Origin of the sequence: Acinetobacter sp. UBA1496, assembly GCF_002324975.1 — a bacterium.
In the GTDB taxonomy this organism is placed as follows: domain Bacteria; phylum Pseudomonadota; class Gammaproteobacteria; order Pseudomonadales; family Moraxellaceae; genus Acinetobacter; species Acinetobacter variabilis.
In genome coordinates this window covers 1-17,006 of sequence record NZ_DCRI01000110.1, presented here as the reverse complement: position 1 = coordinate 17,006, position 17,006 = coordinate 1, and the positions used below count along the sequence as shown (strand labels likewise).

Sequence of the window (17,006 nt, the reverse complement as noted above, 5' to 3'; positions counted from 1 at the left end):
ATAGTGCGTAAGTCCTATTATATTTTAATTTCAATGGGGTAATAAGAATAACGATAAGGGGTGTGCTTATGACAGCACAAGACGCCGTACTACCGGTACCTGTATTAATTGTTGAAGACGAATATGTCATTCAGTGCCGTTTAAAGAACATATTGAAGGATCTAGGGTATAGCGATGAGGTATTGCTATTCGCCAATAATGTCAGGGAAGCCGAATATCTTCTGCAACAAGAACCGTTCTGTTTAGCACTGATTGATCTTGGACTGCCAGATGGAAATGGCATTTCAATTATAGAAAAAATACATGAGCTCGGGTCACAAACTTTGATACTCGTCGTATCCGCTTGGAGTACTCAGAACAGTCTGCTAAAAGCAATTAAAGCAGGAGCAACTGGTTATGTACTCAAGGAACGCGATGATACAGAAGTGAGTCTGGCAATTCGCAGTATTTTGCGCGGCGGCGCACCCATTGATCCTTTTATTGCGCGTGAAATTCTCAAGCAGATTTCCAGTTCAGAGCCATCTTCCTCTTTGGAGCAGATCGTACCTGATCCTGAACAGGAAAGCCTGACCCAACGGGAAAAAGAAATTCTTTCATTGGTGGCACAGGGGCTCAGCAATCGTGAAATTGCTGATGAACTCTGTGTGTCACGTTATACCGTTGAAAGTCATATCAAGCATATTTACCGCAAACTCTGTGTCAGCAAGCGGACCAAAGCAGTCAGCACGGCCCGGCATTTAGGTATTCTTTAGTGCGAATGCTGTCTGTTAGCAAGATGTTTAGACAAGGATTAAGGTTCTTCGCTCTATTGATGATAGGGAGCTGGCTGAGCCTGTTCTCTTGCATCAGTCTGGCACAGAATAATTTTCAGATTAACGAGCTTTGTCAGGTGAACATTGAACAGCAACAAAAAGTTCAAGTGCCGAGCCATCTCGAAATTCCGGAGGGAGGTTGGCAACCTGTAACATTGCCGGATAACTGGAAAAATAACTGGCCGAAATATAATGGGGGTGCCTGGTATAAAATTCGCTGGGGTTGGTCTTGTCGGGACAATATACGTCTGGCTGAACCCATTGTTTTTGGGATTGACTATCTAAATTCTGCTGGAGCTGTTTTCCTGAATGATGATCTGCTGTGGTCGGATCAAAATCTGCAAGAGCCTTTGTCTAAAAGCTGGAATGTACCACGTTACTGGATTTTGCCTATTGCAGGCTTGAAGCAGACAGACAATGAACTGCTGATTTATGTACGAGGCTATAGTTTCCAGGGTGCAGGGCTTGGCAGAATTGAATTCCATAATGTTATTGCCAATGACCAGCATTACTCAAAAAAGATCTGGGATCGCCGTACGCTCTTTCAGATCAATATGATTCTATCCGGTACGATTGGAGTCATTAGCCTGATTATCTGGCTATTCCGACGTTCAGAAACCACTTTTGGCTGGCTGGCGCTGAGTTCATTATTGTGGATTCTGTTTATCTCCAATATATTAACCACAGAGAATTTTCCTTTTCCCTCCAGCATATGGGCCAGTAAAGCCAATCTGATTTTCTTTATCCTCTATATGCACTGTTTTTGTCTGTATCTAATTCGGTTCTTAAAGCAGAAATTTCAGCGTTTGGAGCGGGGACTTATCGGGGTTACTGCTTTATTCAGTGTATTCATCATAGCCAGTTCTTTAGAGTATTTAGAAGCGGTGCTCAGTGTCGCTTTTGTCTCATATGTGCTGCTTTATATTAGTTGTGTCCTTTATGTCAGCTACTGGGCCATTAAAACCCGCAATGGGGAATATCTGTTTCTGATGCTTTGTCTGTGGGGAATTTTACTGTGTGTCATTATAGATCTGATCATTCTGGGGCGAACGGCGGTTAGTGAATTCTCACCTTTATCCCCTTATACATCACCGATTATTATCCTGTTTGTTGTGCTAATTATGGGGACACGACTGAATCGTAATATCAAAAAGATCGAAAAATTTAATACGCAGTTAGAATCAAAAGTACGGCAAGTCAGTGCAGATCTAAATAAAAGCCTGAGTGATCAGCATAAGCTGGAACTGGATAATGTGCGCTTGCAGGAACGGATTAATCTTTCACATGAACTGCATGATGGACTGGGTGGTTCGATTGTACGTTCCATGATTCTGGTGGATCAAAGCACCGAAAACATTTCCAATCGACAGTTTTTATCTATGCTGAAGCTGCTTAGGGATGACCTGCGTCAAATCATCGATAGCGGTTCTTCTATTGACAATAAAGTGCCTGAAACGCCAGTGATCTGGATTGCGCCAGTACGGTACCGCTTTACCCAGTTGCTGGAAGAAATGGATATTGCCGTAGAATGGTCATTTCCTAAAGTTTGGCAACGTGAACCTACGGCTTTGCAATGTCTGACCCTGATTCGTGTGGTAGAAGAAAGCCTGACCAATATTATCAAGCATAGTCAGGCCACAAAAGTGAGTGTGAGTATGGAATATACACAACCACATCAACTGACTTTAAAAATTCAGGACAATGGGGTTGGTTTTAATCCAGAGATGGTGCAGAAAAACGGCATGAGTATTGGTATGCGCAGTATGAAAATGCGCATTGAACGTATGGGTGGAATGCTGGATATTCAGTCTGTAAAAGGTAATACCTGCGTACACGTGGTGATGGAACTCTATCAGCCTTAGTCATCTCAAAATTATCCAGACATAAAAAAGGAGGACCATATGATCCTCCTTTTTTTATAGATTTAAATGACCAAGATATAAAAACTTACTCTTCTTCAGCCGGTGGCACTAGCATCAGTACAGAATCATTCAATAGCTCAGCAACATCCTCCAGCATATCTTCGTCAGCGAAATCTTCATCCAGTAAGACACGCTCACCATCAGCAATCTGCTTCAGTTTTGCGGTAAATGCTTCAGAAATACAGATTCCTTCACCATTGGCCCAGAACAAGGTTTCACTGTCTTCTTTTGTATAGAGCAGGCGTGAAGCGGGTTCGAGCATCAGGCTATAGCCTTGATCAAGTGCTTCTTCCAGATCGCCTGTACCAATTTCTTCGGCTTCTGGGATATTCTCTTCATATTTTGGTTCTGACATCAGGCTCATGATGGCGTCTTCAAGCACGTTGGAGTTATGCAAATGCTCCATGATTTTGCCTTTCAGATATTCAAGTTCATTGCCTGTGACTTCACCCGCAGCACTAATTTGATCACGAATAATGTCAGTCAATGGATTGCGTAAGACTTCATTTTCCGAAAATTTATCGCCTACACGGTCCATCATGTCACTGACATTTGGCATACGGAAACCAAAAGAGAAAGTCAGACAGTCATCTTCTGCTACGCCGTAGTGGGAAAGGCCGGGTGGAACATACAGCAAATCACCGGGTGCAAGGACTTCATCAAAATTCACATCCATTTCTGGCAATAATTTTAATGGCTGTCCCGGTACAAGTTCGGTCTCGGCATCACACATTTGCCCCAGTTGCCAGCGGCGATGACCATAGCCTTGAACCAGAAAAACATCATAAAAGTCGAAATGTTGACCGACTGAACCGCCTTGAGGCGCATAAGACACCATGATGTCATCACGACGCCATTGAGGGATAAAGGCAAATTTTTTCCAGAGTTCAGACAGATCGAAAGAATAGTGATCCACAGCCTGAACCAGTAAAGTCCAGAGCTTAGGCATCTTCTGGAAATCAGCTTTTAATAAAGGAGATGTCTTTACCGACCACTGATTTGGATCACGATCTTTCTGCTTGATTAGACGTGCAGTGACATTTTCTTCAAGTGCCAGCTCCATCACATCATCAGGTTCTAGCAGGCCTGCGATTTCAGGCATGGCATTACGTACCAGCAGCGGTTTTTTCTGCCAGTATTCGGCAAGGAATTGTTCAGCGGTAATACCGCCTAAAACGTCTAGAGATAGGGACATAAATAAAGCCTAAAATAAAGGAGATTAAGGAACTAAAACCTTTAGCTCACGCAGAATATTGCATAGCTGAATCATCGGCATACCCATCAGGGTAGTTTGATCCTGCCCGATCATGGTTTCAAACAGGCTAATCCCAAGACTTTCACATTTAAAGCTACCGGCACAATGCAGGGGCTGTTCGATCTCTACATAACGCTCAATTTCTGCTTGAGACAGTTTGCGGAATTTGACTTTATAATGTTCTACCAGCGTACGTTCAAAACCGGTAGATTTCTGCTGAACGCTGAGTGCTGTACTGAAGTACACAATCTTGTCCGAATTGGCCTGTAGCTGGCGAATGGCCTTTTCTATTGTTAAAGGCTTACCCATAAAGATATCTGGTGCGCCTTCACGCCAAGCGACCTGATCAGAACCAATTACAATCGCATCAGGATGTAGTTCAGCGACATGACGAGCTTTTTCAAAAGCTAGGCGTTTGGCTAATTCATCCGCATGATTTTCACCTTGGGGTGATTCATCTATGTCCGGGACGACCGATACGTAATCAAGACGTAGACGGTTCATCAGTTCTTTACGGGTCTGGCTTGAAGAAGCCAAGATGATTTTTGCGGTATTCATTAGACAGCGTATTCTTCTAAAATATGGAGAGGAACATAAGCGAGGACGGCTTTGTGACAGGCTTGTAGCTTGATCGGTGGTGCTTGTCCAGCTTCATAAGCTTCTACCCAGCGTGTCACGCAGATACACCAGAAATCACCAGGTTGTAGTCCAGGAAATCCCAGTTCTGGTAATGGTGTAATCAGGTCATTGCCCACTTTCTGGGAAAAATTCAGAAATTCAGAGGTCATCTGTGCACAGACAGTGTGCTGTCCCAGATCGGTAGGTGCGGTATGGCAAAAGCCATTACGGAAATACCCAGTAATAGGATCAAAACAACAGCTCGCCAAAGGCTCGCCCAGAACATTGAGACGGTTAAGATTAGGATCAGGATATATCGACATAGGTACTGAATCTGGAAGAAGCTTTTTTCTATCATAACAAAACTTTGGCATTCATAATGTTTTCTGCAAAAGATGCTAACCTTTTTCTGCATAATCATTTAAAATCGCCTCGTTTTTAATATCTATAAAGAGAGCTCTACAATGAACTTTCAGCGTATGACTGACCTTGACCTGATGGGTAAACGTGTTCTGATCCGTGAAGATTTAAATGTACCGGTTAAAAATGGTGTAATCACTAGCGATGCGCGTCTACGTGCTGCATTACCAACAATTAAAGCTGCAGTAGAAAAGGGCGCGGCTGTCATGGTGTATTCTCACCTTGGTCGTCCAGTTGAAGGTGAGCCGAAGGCTGAACAGTCTCTTGCACCTGTAGCAGCTTATCTGACTGAAGCATTGGGTCAGGAAGTAAAACTTTTCACAGACTATCTAAATGGTGTTGAAGTTCAGCCGGGTCAAGTGGTTTTACTGGAAAACTGCCGTTTCAACGTAGGGGAAAAGAAAAACAATCCTGAACTTGCAGCAAAATATGCAGCCCTTTGTGACGTATTCGTGATGGATGCGTTCGGTACTGCACACCGTGCAGAAGCATCAACTGAAGGTGTCGCTCGTTTAGCTAAAGTAGCAGCAGCAGGTCCTTTATTGGCGGCTGAACTGGATGCATTGGGTCGTGCATTGAAAACACCTGAAAAACCAATGGTTGCGATCGTTGCGGGTTCTAAAGTTTCTACCAAGCTTGATGTTTTGACTTCATTGTCTGACATCTGTGATCAATTGATTGTTGGTGGTGGTATCGCGAATACTTTCCTTGCAGCTGCTGGCTACAATGTAGGTAAATCACTGTGTGAAAGTGATTTGATCGACACAGCGAAAGCCATTGCCGCAAAAGTTTCAGTTCCACTTCCAACTGATGTTGTGGTTGCTGATGCATCTGAAATCAACTTTGATGACTTCCTAGGTTCATTGGCTACAGCGAAAGCGACTGTGAAGAAAGTTGAAGATGTTGCTGACAATGACATGATCCTTGACGTTGGTCCAGAAACTGCAAAAGCATTTGCTGAAATCCTGAAAACGTCTAAAACAATTCTCTGGAATGGTCCAGTTGGCGTATTCGAAGTAGATCAGTTCGGTGAAGGTACTAAAGCATTGTCTTTAGCGATTGCGGAATCTGAAGGTTTCTCGATTGCAGGTGGTGGCGATACTTTAGCTGCGATCGATAAATACGAAGTTGCTGACAAAATTGGTTATATCTCGACTGGTGGTGGTGCATTCCTTGAATTTGTCGAAGGCAAAACCCTTCCTGCAGTTGCGGTACTCCTAGAACGCGCTTAATTGCATGTTTTAGTCTCAAAAAGCTGGCCAAGTGCCAGCTTTTTTATGTCATTTTTTTGACAGCAGAAACTTACCATTCATGGCTCCGTCATTAAAATGCAATAAATCTGTCATAAGATGCAGACATTAAATCACCAAATGACGAGATTACGTGATGAAAAAACAGTTAACTTTAGCGGCATTATTGGCAGCATCATTGGCACTGACTGCATGTGCGAAACAGGAAAATGCCCCAGCAGCTGAAGCAGAAGCTTCGGCAGCCGTTGCAGATGAGACTGTAACGCCAGAACAGCAAGCAGCGATTGATGCAATTGATCAGCCGGTTCTAGATGAAAAAAATACCGACATCCCTGCTGAAATTGCGAATGCTCCGGCAGATGCAGCGACTGCAGACGACTCAGTCGCAGCAACTTCGGAAGCTGTGGCACCTTAATTAGGTCAATGTGAGACAAAATCCCTGCAAATGCAGGGATTTTTTTTAAATAGTGTTATTTGTTGCTGAATTGAAACCTTTGTGCATGTAGAATATGTGGCATTCACTGGGAGGATATTATGGCTCTTATTTCATTGCGCCAGCTCTTGGATCACGCCGGCGAACATGCTTATGGCGTACCAGCATTTAACGTAAACAACTTAGAACAAATGCGTGCCATTATGTTGGCAGCAGACCAAACAAATTCACCTGTAATCGTACAGGCATCTGCGGGTGCACGTAAGTACGCAGGTGCACCGTTCTTGCGTCATCTGATTTTGGCAGCAATTGAAGAATGGCCACACATTCCTGTGGTAATGCATCAAGACCATGGTACCAGCCCTGACGTATGTCAACGTTCTATCCAGTTGGGCTTCTCATCAGTCATGATGGATGGTTCTTTGGGTGAAGACGGTAAAACACCAACTTCATATGAATACAACGTTGATGTGACTCGCCGTACTGTACAAATGGCACATGCATGTGGCGTTTCAGTAGAAGGCGAGATCGGCTGTCTGGGTAGCCTTGAAACCGGTATGGCAGGCGAAGAAGATGGTGTAGGCGCTGAAGGCGTACTTGACCATTCTCAATTGCTAACTTCAGTTGAAGAAGCTCGTCAATTCGTTGCAGATACCAATGTTGACGCATTAGCCATTGCAGTGGGTACTTCTCATGGTGCATACAAGTTTACTCGTCCACCTACAGGCGATATTCTTGCAATTGACCGCATTAAAGAAATTCATGAAGCACTGCCAAATACTCACCTTGTAATGCATGGTTCTAGCTCTGTGCCGCAAGAATGGCTGGCTGTGATTAACCAGTATGGCGGTGACATCAAAGAAACTTATGGTGTTCCTGTTGAGCAACTGGTTGAAGCGATCAAACACGGTGTTCGTAAAATCAACATCGATACTGACTTACGTTTAGCTTCTACTGGTGCAATGCGTCGTATGATGGCTGAAAAACCAAGCGAATTCGATCCACGTAAATTCTTCAGCGCAACTGTAGATGCAATGAAGCAAATTTGTATCGACCGTTACGAAGCATTTGGTACTGCAGGTAATGCAGACAAGATTCGTCCAATCTCTTTAGAGAAAATGGTTGAGCGTTATAAATAATTCACTGTGAATAATTTATAAAAAAGCCCACAGCGAATGTGGGCTTTTTTATATATAAATAAAGATGAAGAATAAGAGCAGCATATGGAACTGATTTTTATTGCAGCATTATGTAGTGTTGCAGTCTCAATACTCTTAAAAATTGCTAAAAATAGAGGCATGAGTCCAATCCACATGATTAGCTGGAATTATGTCACAGCTAGCGTATTGTGTTTTTTTTGGTTCAAGCCAGACATCCAGCATATTTCCATGAGTCAGACTCCATGGCTACTGATTCTGGCGCTTGGCGTTTTATTACCGAGTGTATTTCTATTTCTGGCCAAGTCATTACAAACAGCAGGAATCTTAAAAACTGAAATTGCCCAGCGATTATCAGTCGTATTATCACTGGCCGCTGCTTATTTCATTTTTCAGGAACAATTTAACCAGTTCAAAATATTTGGTATTGTCTTAGGCATAAGTTCCGTGCTGTGCATCCTATTTTCACACCGTCAGGCATCAGAAAGCTCCAAGCAGGGAATGTTTTTTCTAGGCCTAGTGTGGTTTGGTTATGCACTGATTGATGTCTTATTGAAATATACGACCAGCCTCGGTTTGCAATTTGCTGTGGCACTGAACTTGATGTTTATCTGCGCCATGATTCTGTCGATGATCTATCTGCTGCTGCAATATCGTCATCTGGGTTCTGGCAAGGATATTGGTTTCGGTCTGTTATTGGGTGCGCTGAACTTTGCCAATATCGCCTTTTACGTCAAAGCACACATGATGCTCAAAGATACGCCAGCGATTGTATTCGCGGGTATGAATATTCTGGTGGTGATTTTTGGTGTGATTGCAGGTTTGCTCATCTTTAAAGAACGACTCAAACCTGCAAGTACGATCGGGCTGATTCTAGGCGTGATTAGTGTTGTTTGCCTAGCATATGCAATGTCTGTTTAACATAGGAAGATGCAAATTCAAGCGGATAACGTAACAGGTCTTCTTTTTCAGCCCGTCCAAGCAATAAGCCGGCCTGTTTGCAGTCTGGACAATGCGGATAACGATGCTGGGCATTAGCATAGTGATGTAAATAGATCTTATCGCAGTGTTTGCATTCGAATTTTAAAGAGCTGGATGGTAAAACAGACATGGGTACCTCTAATTGTTATTCTAGTTGGATGTTTGGAGAATAAAGCAAAAATTAGGCCCGAATTGACAAGAAAAGGGGCACTAGACCCCTTTTATAACATAAAATGCTTACAGTTTGGTGAAAATATCTTCAGCTTGCAGGCGGGATTTCGGCAATTTGGCATTGAAATCATTTTCACTGCGGTAACCTAAAGTAAGCAATACTGATGGAATCAGGCCTTGTTCAGCTAACTGTAATTCCTCACTCAGAATGTCTTCATCAAAACCACCGATCGGTGTGGCATCAATACTTTCACTTCCTGCAGTCAATAAGATCTGTCCCAGTGCAATAAAGGTCTGGTTTTCTGCCCAGCGCTGAATATCACCTTTTTCATTACGATAATAATGTACATAGCCGGTACGGGTATTCTTTTGACCCTCTTTGGCGCTCTCATCTTTAAAACGACCACTGAGATCATCACGATTTAACAGATTGTCCAAATGTAACTCGTCAATATCGGCTTTGGTACAAAATAAAATGGTATGTGAAGAGTCCAGCACTTTGGGAGCATTGTAGGCATAAGTTCCAACTAGTGCTTTGGCAATACGCTGTTTAGCGGCATCATTGTCGGCAATAAAAAAATGCCAAGGCTGAATATTAATCGAAGATGGGGTCAGGCGTAAGATTTCTAATAAACGTTCAAATTGTTCTGCTGGAATCTTCTTGTTAGGGTCATAAGCTTTAGTGGTATAACGGGTTTGAGCGATCTTGAGTAAATCCATTGATGGACTCCAATCTTTTGATAAGGCGTTTAGAAATATGCTTTAGGCATCTAGATTTTTCTGATCAAAAGATTACTACAATAAAGACATCATCGGCAAAGTCTATATTTATATAATCTTGAGTAAAATTTTATGAAAAACTAAGAGTTAAATCAGATAAAAAGCAAGCTTTTGTATATTGGCAGTTTCTAATAACAGGAGTTTAATAAGAACTTCAGGCAATAGCATGCAAGATAGGTGGGCCGATGCAATATACCAATTACTTTAAACGTAAATTAAAGACGCAGCAGCAAATTGGCTTGTGGGTCGGACTGGCTGACGCGTATGGGACAGAAATTGCGGCAAATGCAGGCTATGACTGGCTCTTGATTGATGGTGAGCATGCCCCAAGCGATTTAAGAACAACGCTCTCTCAATTACAGAGTATCGCTGCTTATCCATCTCAAGCTGTAGTACGCCCCCAATAGGCAGTGTATAACTGATCAAGCAGTTACTCGATATTGGCGCACAGACCTTATTGATTCCTATGGTAGAAACTGTGGAGCAGGCCGAATTAATGGTCAAAGCAGTCCGCTATCCACCAGAAGGAATTAGTGGTGTGGGTGCTGCATTAGCACGTGCGACATGCTGGAACAGTATCCCGAATTATTACCAGACTGCTCATGAAAATATCTGTTTATTAATTCAGATCGAATCAGTGGCAGGTCTAGAAAATCTGGATGAAATCCTCAAGATCGAGGGGATTGATGGTGTATTTATTGGGGCGGTAGATCTTTCAGCGACTATGGGCTATCAGGGGAATCCAAACCATCCTGAAGTACAAAAAGCAGTAGTAGATGCCATTCAGCGGATTCGTGCATCTGGTAAGGCTGCTGGGATTTTATCGACTCAGCATGAAGCTACTCAGAAATATCTGGCGCTTGGAACTGAGTTCGTTGCAGTGGGTGTTGATACCAGTGTGCTAATGAATTTGCTTCGTGAACTTTTGGCGAAATATAAACCTGATGCTGAAGTCATCAAGTCAGAAGGCGGTTATTGATCATAAAAATATCTGAGAGTCGTAAATTATGATTTCTCAATATTTATTACTTAAACAAAAGATATTTTATAAAAGCTCTGATTTGTCAGAGCCTTTTTTATCTACTTTAACTATAGTAATTTAAAAATAATATGGATGGGAATTGAAAAATGAAACCAGAAGAAATTGATGTATTTTTTGAGCAGCAAAAACAGATCCATGAGCAAAAAAAAGCAACAACGTTATCGTTTAGGGCAACGTATCTTTTAGTCTTTATGCTGATTTATACATTGGTTACTGGATATCTGACAGTTTTAAACTTTCTTGATTCAGGTGATTTGATCTCTGGTTTTAGTGTCATGATATTGATCGGTTTGTTTTATATTGTGAAATATTTCTTTACTGGACATTAAGATATGCGAAAAGCATCTAAAAAATACTACTTTTGACATATGTCATTACAATGTAATTTTGCTATTTGGTCAAAAAAGAGTTATAAGATAATAACTTTAAAGCGAATACTGTTTTCGCTGGTTTATTTTTAGCTGATTGTGATACACGAAAGACAGGTTTTCCTGTTAAAAAAACTCTAGCAAACCCAGAAATAAGATTTATTTTTAGTCTATAGCTCTCCTTGTTTAATCACAAAAAGCTCATATTGTGAGTGAATATTTTGAAAAATTTAAATACATGGTCTATCGCGACCGCCATTAATGGTTGTGAAATTCAAGTCAAAGTTGTACCAATGCAACGCCAGCAAAATACCATCAATGGTATGATTATGGTCAATGTAGGCAAGATGATTGAACTTGAAAATGGTGAACAATATCCATTTAATCTGGATGGTAAAAGTTTCTATACTGGTTTTAACCAGTTATACCGTTTAAGTTAAATAAAATATAAGAAGCAACTGTTGCAGTTGCTTTTTTATGGGTAATACCAGATTTTTAGCTGAATGTTATGAATATCAATATCAGAGCTACTCAGCTCTAAAATCTCAGCATAATCAGCTTTCCAATCTCCTAAAACAATTCTTTTTTTACCATTTACATCATGGATTGCTGCGCGGTGAGTATGTCCATGAATCAGTACATCTGCTTCTTTGAGTGCTGCTTCTACCGCAGATGGGTTTACATCCATAACCTCATAGCTTTTCAATTGCTGCGCTTCATGGCTTTTCTTGCGGAAACCATTAGCGAGTCTGGCACGGAAACTTAAAGGCATTTTTCTTAAAAAACCTAAAATCCAGGGATGACGGATGACTTTTCTGAAACGCTGATAGGACACATCATCGGTACAGAGTGCATCACCATGTTCGATCCGATATCGGAGTGAACCTATATTTAAGCTGGTCATTTCAGGTAAAAGCTTTCCGGAAAATTGATCCAGAAAATCTTGGCCTAAGGCAAAGTCACGGTTACCGATGAGAAAATAGATCTGATTGCCGGCTTGATTAAACTGTTTTAAAGCACTGACGATTTCATCTAGCCAGGGAGCAGTGTAGTCATCTCCAATCCAGGCATTGAACCAGTCGCCCAAAATATACAGTTGGGTATTTTTATGCTGATAAGCTGCCAATAAATCTAAAAACCCCCGAGCAAGTCGAGGGTGATCAGGTGACAAATGTAAATCTGAGATAAACAGATAGGTCACGAATCTTTTCCTTATTTTTTAACCCCTCCCGACCTCCCTTTTCAAAAGTGAGGAGAAAAACCATCTTTAAAAATGGTGGTTCCCTCCTTTATTAAAGGAGGGTTAGGGAGGATTTAAAATTACTCAGAAATGATTTTTGCAGATTCGATCACAACGTTCTCTAAAGGAACGTCAGCGTGGTAGCCACGGTTGCCAGTGCGAACGCCTTTGATTGCATCAACAACGTCCATGCCTTCAACTACTTTACCAAATACGGCATAACCCCAACCTTGTGCAGTTTTGCCAGTGTGGTTAAGGAAAGAGTTGTTTTTCACGTTAATGAAGAACTGAGCAGAAGCAGAGTGAGGTGCTTGAGTACGTGCCATTGCAATGGTACCTACATCGTTGCTTAAACCGTTGTCAGCTTCGTTTTCAATCGCATCACGTGTTGCTTTTTCTTTGAAGTTTTCATCCATGCCGCCGCCTTGGATCATGAAACCATCAATAACGCGGTGGAAAATTACGCCGTCATAAAAACCGTCACGTACATATTGCAAGAAGTTAGCTACTGTTTTAGGTGCTTTTTCAGCGTTTAATTCAAGAACAATACGACCTTTATTGGTGTTTAATTCGACTTGAGGAAAACTCATTGTGTAATCTCCTAATCATGGACTAATGCCATGGTTTTTTCTGAATGAAGGAAGCATAAGCAAACTACAATCGACAAGGCAAGTAAAAACATAATTTTCTTTGTTAAAAACATAAAAATCGTATCTTATTTATGCATTGATTTACAAAGTCATTTCTTCGAGATCATGCGTCTTCATAAAGCTTGTCTGACTCTAAGAGCATGCACTGATCTGCTGGCTCAGTCAAAAGCGGATATTTTACGATTTGGTAAGCTATTGTATTTTCCAATTTGAAAATGAACGAATTGAAATCAAATACCTAAGTTAACGGTTGAGAGATCATTCACCTATAGTTAAACTAAAGAACCTTTATTTAGTGAATACAGTTAGAACGCGTGAGCTACTGCATATTCATTAATCCCTTTTTAACTTTAGAAGTGAATGATTAATCATGAAGCCAAATGATGTTGTGACGTCTCTGCCCGACAACCCGACCCAAAATAAGAATGCAGTCGATTCAGTGCAGCAGCAGGAACAACAACCAGGCTTAGACTTTGTACGTCAGGTGATTACTGACGATCTAGCGGCTGGCCGTACCCAGCAAGTGGTCACCCGTTTCCCGCCTGAACCAAATGGTTATTTACATATTGGTCATGTAAAAGCGATCTGCCTGAACTTCGGTATTGCTGAAGAATTTGGTGGCCTATGCAACCTGCGTTTTGATGATACCAACCCGGATGCAGAAGAGCAGGAATATGTGGATGGTATTGCCAATGATGTGAAATGGCTGGGCTTTCAGTGGAATGGTGAACCACGCTATGCATCAAGTTATTTTGACCAGTTATATGCATGGGCAATTCAACTGATTGAACAGGGCGATGCCTATGTGGATCTGCAAACTCCGGAAGAGATCAAGCTAAACCGCGGTAACTTCGTAGAGCCAGGTAAAAACTCGCCACAACGCGATGCGACGATGGAAGAAAACCTTGAGCGTTTCGAAAAAATGCGCACTGGTGAATATGCTGAAGGCGAAGCGGTATTGCGTGCCAAGATAGATATGAACTCGCCAAATGTGCATATGCGTGATCCGATTCTGTATCGTATTCTGCATTCTGCGCATCACCAGACTGGCGATAAATGGAAAATTTATCCAATGTATGACTATGCGCATCCATTATCAGATGCGATTGAAGGCATTACGCATTCACTATGTACACTAGAATTCCAGGATCACCGTCCATTCTATGACTGGGTGGTGGAAAAAGTTAAATCGCCATCTGTGCCACGTCAGTACGAATCTAGCCGCCTGAATGTTGATTACACCATCACTTCTAAACGTAAGCTGCGCAAGCTGGTTGAAGGTGGTTATGTCAATGGGTGGGATGATCCACGTATGCCGACTGTTGTGGGTATGCGCCGTCGTGGTTTCACCCCTGAAGGTCTGCGTGATTTCTGTAAGCGTGTAGGTGTGTCTAAAGTCGATGGCAGTATCGTTGATGTAGCAATGCTTGAATATTGCATCCGTCAATCTTTAGAAAATACTGCAGCTCGCGGTATGGCAGTATTGAATCCATTAAAAGTGACTTTAACCAATCTGCCAGCGGATATGGATCTTACTCATTCACGTCATCCAAACGTGGATATGGGCGAACGTATTATTCCGCTCACTTCAGAAATCTATATCGACCGTAAAGACTTTGAGGAAGAGCCACCTAAAGGCTTCAAACGTCTGATTCCGGGCGGTGAAGTGCGTCTTCGTCATGCTTATGTCATCAAATGTGATGAAGTGATTAAAGATGCGAACGGTGAAGTAGTTGAACTGAAGTGCTCAATCGATCCTGAAACTTTAGGTAAAAATCCTGAAGGCCGTAAGGTAAAAGGTGTGGTTCACTGGGTATCTGCAAGCAAAGGTGTTCCTGCTGAAGTTCGCATTTACGATCGTCTGTTCACTGAATCTGATCCAGAAACTGGTGATGACTTCCTGGCGAATCTGAATCCTGAATCATTGAAAGTGGTTCAAGCAGTTATTGAGCCTGCACTGGCTCAGGCAAAACCGGAAGATCGTTTCCAATTTGAACGTGAAGGCTATTTTGTAGCGGATCAATATGATCATACAAGCGACAAACCAGTATTCAACCGTATTCTGGATCTGAAAGACAGCTTTAAACCTGGCAAATAATTTAAGCTAAATCTCTAAAAAGCCCAACTCCGATTGGGCTTTTTCAATCGTGGCAGGGAAGAATGAATGATTGTTCGTGATAAAAGTAATAGCTTTAGTCTGCTGTTTGCATGGCATGGCACAATTTTGCCTAAAGTTTTGCCTGCCTTGGGACTGGTAATTTTTCTTTCAGGCTTGCTAGTTTATCTGCGTCAGGCGCATTTTTTTAGCTTTCCTGCAGTGCCAGCCATTGGCTTTACCATCTTCGGGGTGATTCTGTCGATCTTTCTCAGCTTTCGTAATACCGCCTGTTATGACCGCTGGTGGGAAGGACGCAAGCTGTGGGGAGCGCTGATTGCTACGACACGTCATTTATGTCGTGATAGTTACGTCCTTGATGATCAGTCACGTGAAATCCTGTTGTATCGAATGATGCTGTTCACTCATTTATTACGTGACCGTTTGAGACAGCAACAGCAAAGTATTCAGCATTACCAGGCCCACACTGGTTTTGAAGCTGCTACATATGAACAATTGCCCACGCATATCAATGCATCACAATGGGTACTGGAACAGATCCAGAAAGATTTGGTTCTGCTCTATAAACAGGGCAAAATCACAGATATTATTTATAACAACCTGAATCAGCATACAGTGGCTTTAGGCGATATACAGGCGGGTTGTGACCGGATCCTGTCGACGCCGTTACCATTTTCCTATTCGGTGCTGTTGCATCGCGCTGTTTATTCTTTCTGTTTTATCCTGCCATTTAGTCTGGAAACCAGTCTTGGTTTATGGACTCCGATTCTAGTCGGCCTGATTGCTTATATGCTGTTAGGGTTAGATGAGCTGAGTGCGGAACTGGAAGAGCCTTTTGGGCTTCAGGATAATGATCTGCCTTTAGACTCTATTGTGAGATTGATCGAACGTGAAACCCTGAGTTCTTTAGGACAAGAACTACCTGAAGCGATTAAAGTCCAAAAAGCTTATTTAACTTAGGTTTAAACTGATTTTATTGAAAAGCTAATCATTAAATAAATCAAATGAAAGTCATCTTATTTTTAAATTATTTTTGAATAGCTATCTTAAAGACTTTAATAGCAAGAAACTAAAACCTTAACGATGTTTTAAATGATTACCAAGATCTGGGCTATTGTTTTTGACCTGCTCATGTAGCTCACGATATCGCTCTAAACGTTGTTTGGCCTTGTCACGAAGCTTTTTCTTGATATAGAGGGCTAGAGCGAAACAGGTGGTCGTCAAGGTCAGGAAAAGGCTATTCATAAAGCTCATCATAGAGCTGATATAACCGATCGTCGTCAGACGGTTCATCATCTGAATGACTTGAGGGCTGCTTTCTACGCCAGTGATTGCCCAAGTACAGAGGTGTTCACAATTATTAATAATCAGGTGATAGTTATTTTCATGCATTCTGGAACGCATACGACGCACGACTTTACGGCCTTTATATTTTGCTGAGGCATAATACTGGATCTGAATCGGTTTGCCGTTGCTGAATTTCTCAATTGAGGTGATTTCAATTGGATGCTTCTTAAATAAATGTGCAAAACCGGAATAGTGGATGACACGACCACGCCCGGCATAAATCCCGTGATGAGTATAACCGAAATGTTTAACCATAAGATGCGCACCTATGGGAAACCGTTTAGTTCGCTGCATGTAAAGATTAAGCCATTTAATGACAAGTGTATTTTAAACAGCAAGTGTACTGTTTTTTTGTGAATTAATCGATGTTTTAGGACTTAATTCTATCCAGAATTCGTTGTCTAGACAGTCATTCTTAAATTTCTGGTGGTGTTTCAAAAAGTA

General features: G+C 41.8%; 18 protein-coding genes and 1 pseudogene. 11 read left to right on the top strand and 8 right to left on the bottom strand.

The genetic code is table 11. The features are described 5' to 3' along the window. Nucleotides 1-68: 68 nt before the first annotated feature. Complete coding sequence (locus tag B3143_RS14400; protein ID WP_004786132.1) at nt 69-752, top strand: response regulator; 684 nt, start codon at nt 69-71, stop codon at nt 750-752. Nucleotides 753-811: 59 nt separating this feature from the next. Next, on the top strand, nt 812-2,674 hold the full coding sequence (locus B3143_RS14395; protein ID WP_004786129.1) for a sensor histidine kinase: 1,863 nt from the start codon (nt 812-814) through the stop codon (nt 2,672-2,674). 85 nt (nt 2,675-2,759) lie between these two features. On the opposite strand, the gene B3143_RS14390 is transcribed toward B3143_RS14395, so the two are convergent. The 3 genes from B3143_RS14390 to B3143_RS14380 are packed head-to-tail and all read right to left on the bottom strand — an operon-like array spanning nt 2,760 to nt 4,930. Continuing rightward, entirely contained in the window at nt 2,760-3,929 is a 1,170-nt protein-coding gene (locus tag B3143_RS14390; protein ID WP_286740993.1) for a cupin domain-containing protein, read from the bottom strand. Between the two features lie 24 nt (nt 3,930-3,953). After that, on the bottom strand, nt 3,954-4,547 hold the full coding sequence (locus B3143_RS14385) for a Maf family protein (protein ID WP_004786125.1): 594 nt from the start codon (nt 4,545-4,547) through the stop codon (nt 3,954-3,956). After that, a complete protein-coding gene (locus B3143_RS14380; RefSeq protein WP_004786123.1) occupies nt 4,547-4,930 on the bottom strand; it encodes a DUF2237 family protein in 384 nt (127 codons plus the stop codon). The genes B3143_RS14385 and B3143_RS14380 overlap by 1 nt, the downstream gene beginning before the upstream one ends. Before the next feature lie 141 nt (nt 4,931-5,071). Here B3143_RS14380 and B3143_RS14375 point away from each other — a divergent pair, with 141 nt between their 5' ends. The 4 genes from B3143_RS14375 (at nt 5,072) to B3143_RS14360 (ending at nt 8,788) form a co-directional block, all read left to right on the top strand. Further along, nucleotides 5,072-6,259 (top strand): phosphoglycerate kinase, encoded by a 1,188-nt coding sequence (locus B3143_RS14375; RefSeq protein WP_004786122.1) that lies wholly within the window; start codon nt 5,072-5,074, stop codon nt 6,257-6,259. A 154-nt stretch (nt 6,260-6,413) separates the two neighbouring features. Continuing rightward, complete coding sequence (locus B3143_RS14370) at nt 6,414-6,692, top strand: hypothetical protein (protein ID WP_004786119.1); 279 nt, start codon at nt 6,414-6,416, stop codon at nt 6,690-6,692. A gap of 119 nt (nt 6,693-6,811) precedes the next feature. Further along, nucleotides 6,812-7,849 carry a class II fructose-bisphosphate aldolase gene (gene fba, locus B3143_RS14365; protein WP_004786117.1) on the top strand — a complete coding sequence of 346 codons (1,038 nt, stop codon included), beginning with the start codon at nt 6,812-6,814 and terminating at the stop codon, nt 7,847-7,849. An 84-nt stretch (nt 7,850-7,933) separates the two neighbouring features. Further along, on the top strand, nt 7,934-8,788 hold the full coding sequence (locus B3143_RS14360) for a DMT family transporter (RefSeq protein WP_004786115.1): 855 nt from the start codon (nt 7,934-7,936) through the stop codon (nt 8,786-8,788). Here B3143_RS14360 and B3143_RS14355 read toward each other — a convergent pair. Beyond that, nucleotides 8,751-8,978, bottom strand: coding sequence for a hypothetical protein (locus tag B3143_RS14355; RefSeq protein ID WP_004786112.1), 228 nt, complete (start codon nt 8,976-8,978; stop codon nt 8,751-8,753). The two genes, B3143_RS14360 and B3143_RS14355, sit on opposite strands and share 38 nt — an antisense overlap. A gap of 107 nt (nt 8,979-9,085) precedes the next feature. Beyond that, entirely contained in the window at nt 9,086-9,739 is a 654-nt protein-coding gene (gene nfsB, locus B3143_RS14350) for an oxygen-insensitive NAD(P)H nitroreductase (protein WP_004786110.1), read from the bottom strand. A 245-nt stretch (nt 9,740-9,984) separates the two neighbouring features. Here nfsB and hpaI point away from each other — a divergent pair. From hpaI to B3143_RS14335, 3 genes and pseudogenes are all read left to right on the top strand, one after another. Beyond that, nucleotides 9,985-10,778, top strand: a pseudogene (gene hpaI, locus B3143_RS14345) (4-hydroxy-2-oxoheptanedioate aldolase). Between the two features lie 149 nt (nt 10,779-10,927). Continuing rightward, on the top strand, nt 10,928-11,170 hold the full coding sequence (locus B3143_RS14340; RefSeq protein ID WP_004786103.1) for a hypothetical protein: 243 nt from the start codon (nt 10,928-10,930) through the stop codon (nt 11,168-11,170). A 260-nt stretch (nt 11,171-11,430) separates the two neighbouring features. Beyond that, entirely contained in the window at nt 11,431-11,649 is a 219-nt protein-coding gene (locus tag B3143_RS14335; RefSeq protein WP_004786100.1) for a hypothetical protein, read from the top strand. Nucleotides 11,650-11,684: 35 nt separating this feature from the next. On the opposite strand, the gene B3143_RS14330 is transcribed toward B3143_RS14335, so the two are convergent. Together B3143_RS14330 and B3143_RS14325 are read right to left on the bottom strand one after the other, a co-directional pair. After that, a complete protein-coding gene (locus B3143_RS14330) occupies nt 11,685-12,410 on the bottom strand; it encodes a UDP-2,3-diacylglucosamine diphosphatase (protein ID WP_286740989.1) in 726 nt (241 codons plus the stop codon). Nucleotides 12,411-12,529: 119 nt separating this feature from the next. Beyond that, nucleotides 12,530-13,039, bottom strand: a complete 510-nt coding sequence (locus tag B3143_RS14325) for a peptidylprolyl isomerase (RefSeq protein ID WP_004786097.1) — start codon at nt 13,037-13,039, stop codon at nt 12,530-12,532. A 430-nt stretch (nt 13,040-13,469) separates the two neighbouring features. Here B3143_RS14325 and B3143_RS14320 point away from each other — a divergent pair, with 430 nt between their 5' ends. Beyond that, a complete protein-coding gene (locus B3143_RS14320) occupies nt 13,470-15,197 on the top strand; it encodes a glutamine--tRNA ligase/YqeY domain fusion protein (protein WP_004786096.1) in 1,728 nt (575 codons plus the stop codon). 66 nt (nt 15,198-15,263) lie between these two features. Continuing rightward, nucleotides 15,264-16,175, top strand: a complete 912-nt coding sequence (locus B3143_RS14315; RefSeq protein WP_286740986.1) for a bestrophin family protein — start codon at nt 15,264-15,266, stop codon at nt 16,173-16,175. 117 nt (nt 16,176-16,292) lie between these two features. On the opposite strand, the gene B3143_RS14310 is transcribed toward B3143_RS14315, so the two are convergent. Beyond that, nucleotides 16,293-16,856, bottom strand: a complete 564-nt coding sequence (locus B3143_RS14310) for a lecithin retinol acyltransferase family protein (RefSeq protein WP_175967476.1) — start codon at nt 16,854-16,856, stop codon at nt 16,293-16,295. Between the last annotated feature and the right edge of the window lie 150 nt (nt 16,857-17,006).

What these genes read in the sequence shown, in the direction of transcription:
- B3143_RS14320 (WP_004786096.1), top strand. Translation starts at nt 13,470, where the DNA reads ATGAAGCCAAATGATGTTGTGACGTCTCTGCCCGACAACCCGACCCAA.
- B3143_RS14315 (WP_286740986.1), top strand. Translation starts at nt 15,264, where the DNA reads ATGATTGTTCGTGATAAAAGTAATAGCTTTAGTCTGCTGTTTGCATGG.
- B3143_RS14385 (WP_004786125.1), bottom strand. Translation starts at nt 4,547, where the DNA reads ATGAATACCGCAAAAATCATCTTGGCTTCTTCAAGCCAGACCCGTAAA.
- nfsB (WP_004786110.1), bottom strand. Translation starts at nt 9,739, where the DNA reads ATGGATTTACTCAAGATCGCTCAAACCCGTTATACCACTAAAGCTTAT.
- B3143_RS14380 (WP_004786123.1), bottom strand. Translation starts at nt 4,930, where the DNA reads ATGTCGATATATCCTGATCCTAATCTTAACCGTCTCAATGTTCTGGGC.
- fba (WP_004786117.1), top strand. Translation starts at nt 6,812, where the DNA reads ATGGCTCTTATTTCATTGCGCCAGCTCTTGGATCACGCCGGCGAACAT.
- B3143_RS14395 (WP_004786129.1), top strand. Translation starts at nt 812, where the DNA reads ATGATAGGGAGCTGGCTGAGCCTGTTCTCTTGCATCAGTCTGGCACAG.
- B3143_RS14325 (WP_004786097.1), bottom strand. Translation starts at nt 13,039, where the DNA reads ATGAGTTTTCCTCAAGTCGAATTAAACACCAATAAAGGTCGTATTGTT.
- B3143_RS14400 (WP_004786132.1), top strand. Translation starts at nt 69, where the DNA reads ATGACAGCACAAGACGCCGTACTACCGGTACCTGTATTAATTGTTGAA.
- B3143_RS14355 (WP_004786112.1), bottom strand. Translation starts at nt 8,978, where the DNA reads ATGTCTGTTTTACCATCCAGCTCTTTAAAATTCGAATGCAAACACTGC.
- B3143_RS14360 (WP_004786115.1), top strand. Translation starts at nt 7,934, where the DNA reads ATGGAACTGATTTTTATTGCAGCATTATGTAGTGTTGCAGTCTCAATA.
- B3143_RS14375 (WP_004786122.1), top strand. Translation starts at nt 5,072, where the DNA reads ATGAACTTTCAGCGTATGACTGACCTTGACCTGATGGGTAAACGTGTT.
- B3143_RS14390 (WP_286740993.1), bottom strand. Translation starts at nt 3,929, where the DNA reads ATGTCCCTATCTCTAGACGTTTTAGGCGGTATTACCGCTGAACAATTC.
- B3143_RS14340 (WP_004786103.1), top strand. Translation starts at nt 10,928, where the DNA reads ATGAAACCAGAAGAAATTGATGTATTTTTTGAGCAGCAAAAACAGATC.
- B3143_RS14370 (WP_004786119.1), top strand. Translation starts at nt 6,414, where the DNA reads ATGAAAAAACAGTTAACTTTAGCGGCATTATTGGCAGCATCATTGGCA.
- B3143_RS14310 (WP_175967476.1), bottom strand. Translation starts at nt 16,856, where the DNA reads ATGCAGCGAACTAAACGGTTTCCCATAGGTGCGCATCTTATGGTTAAA.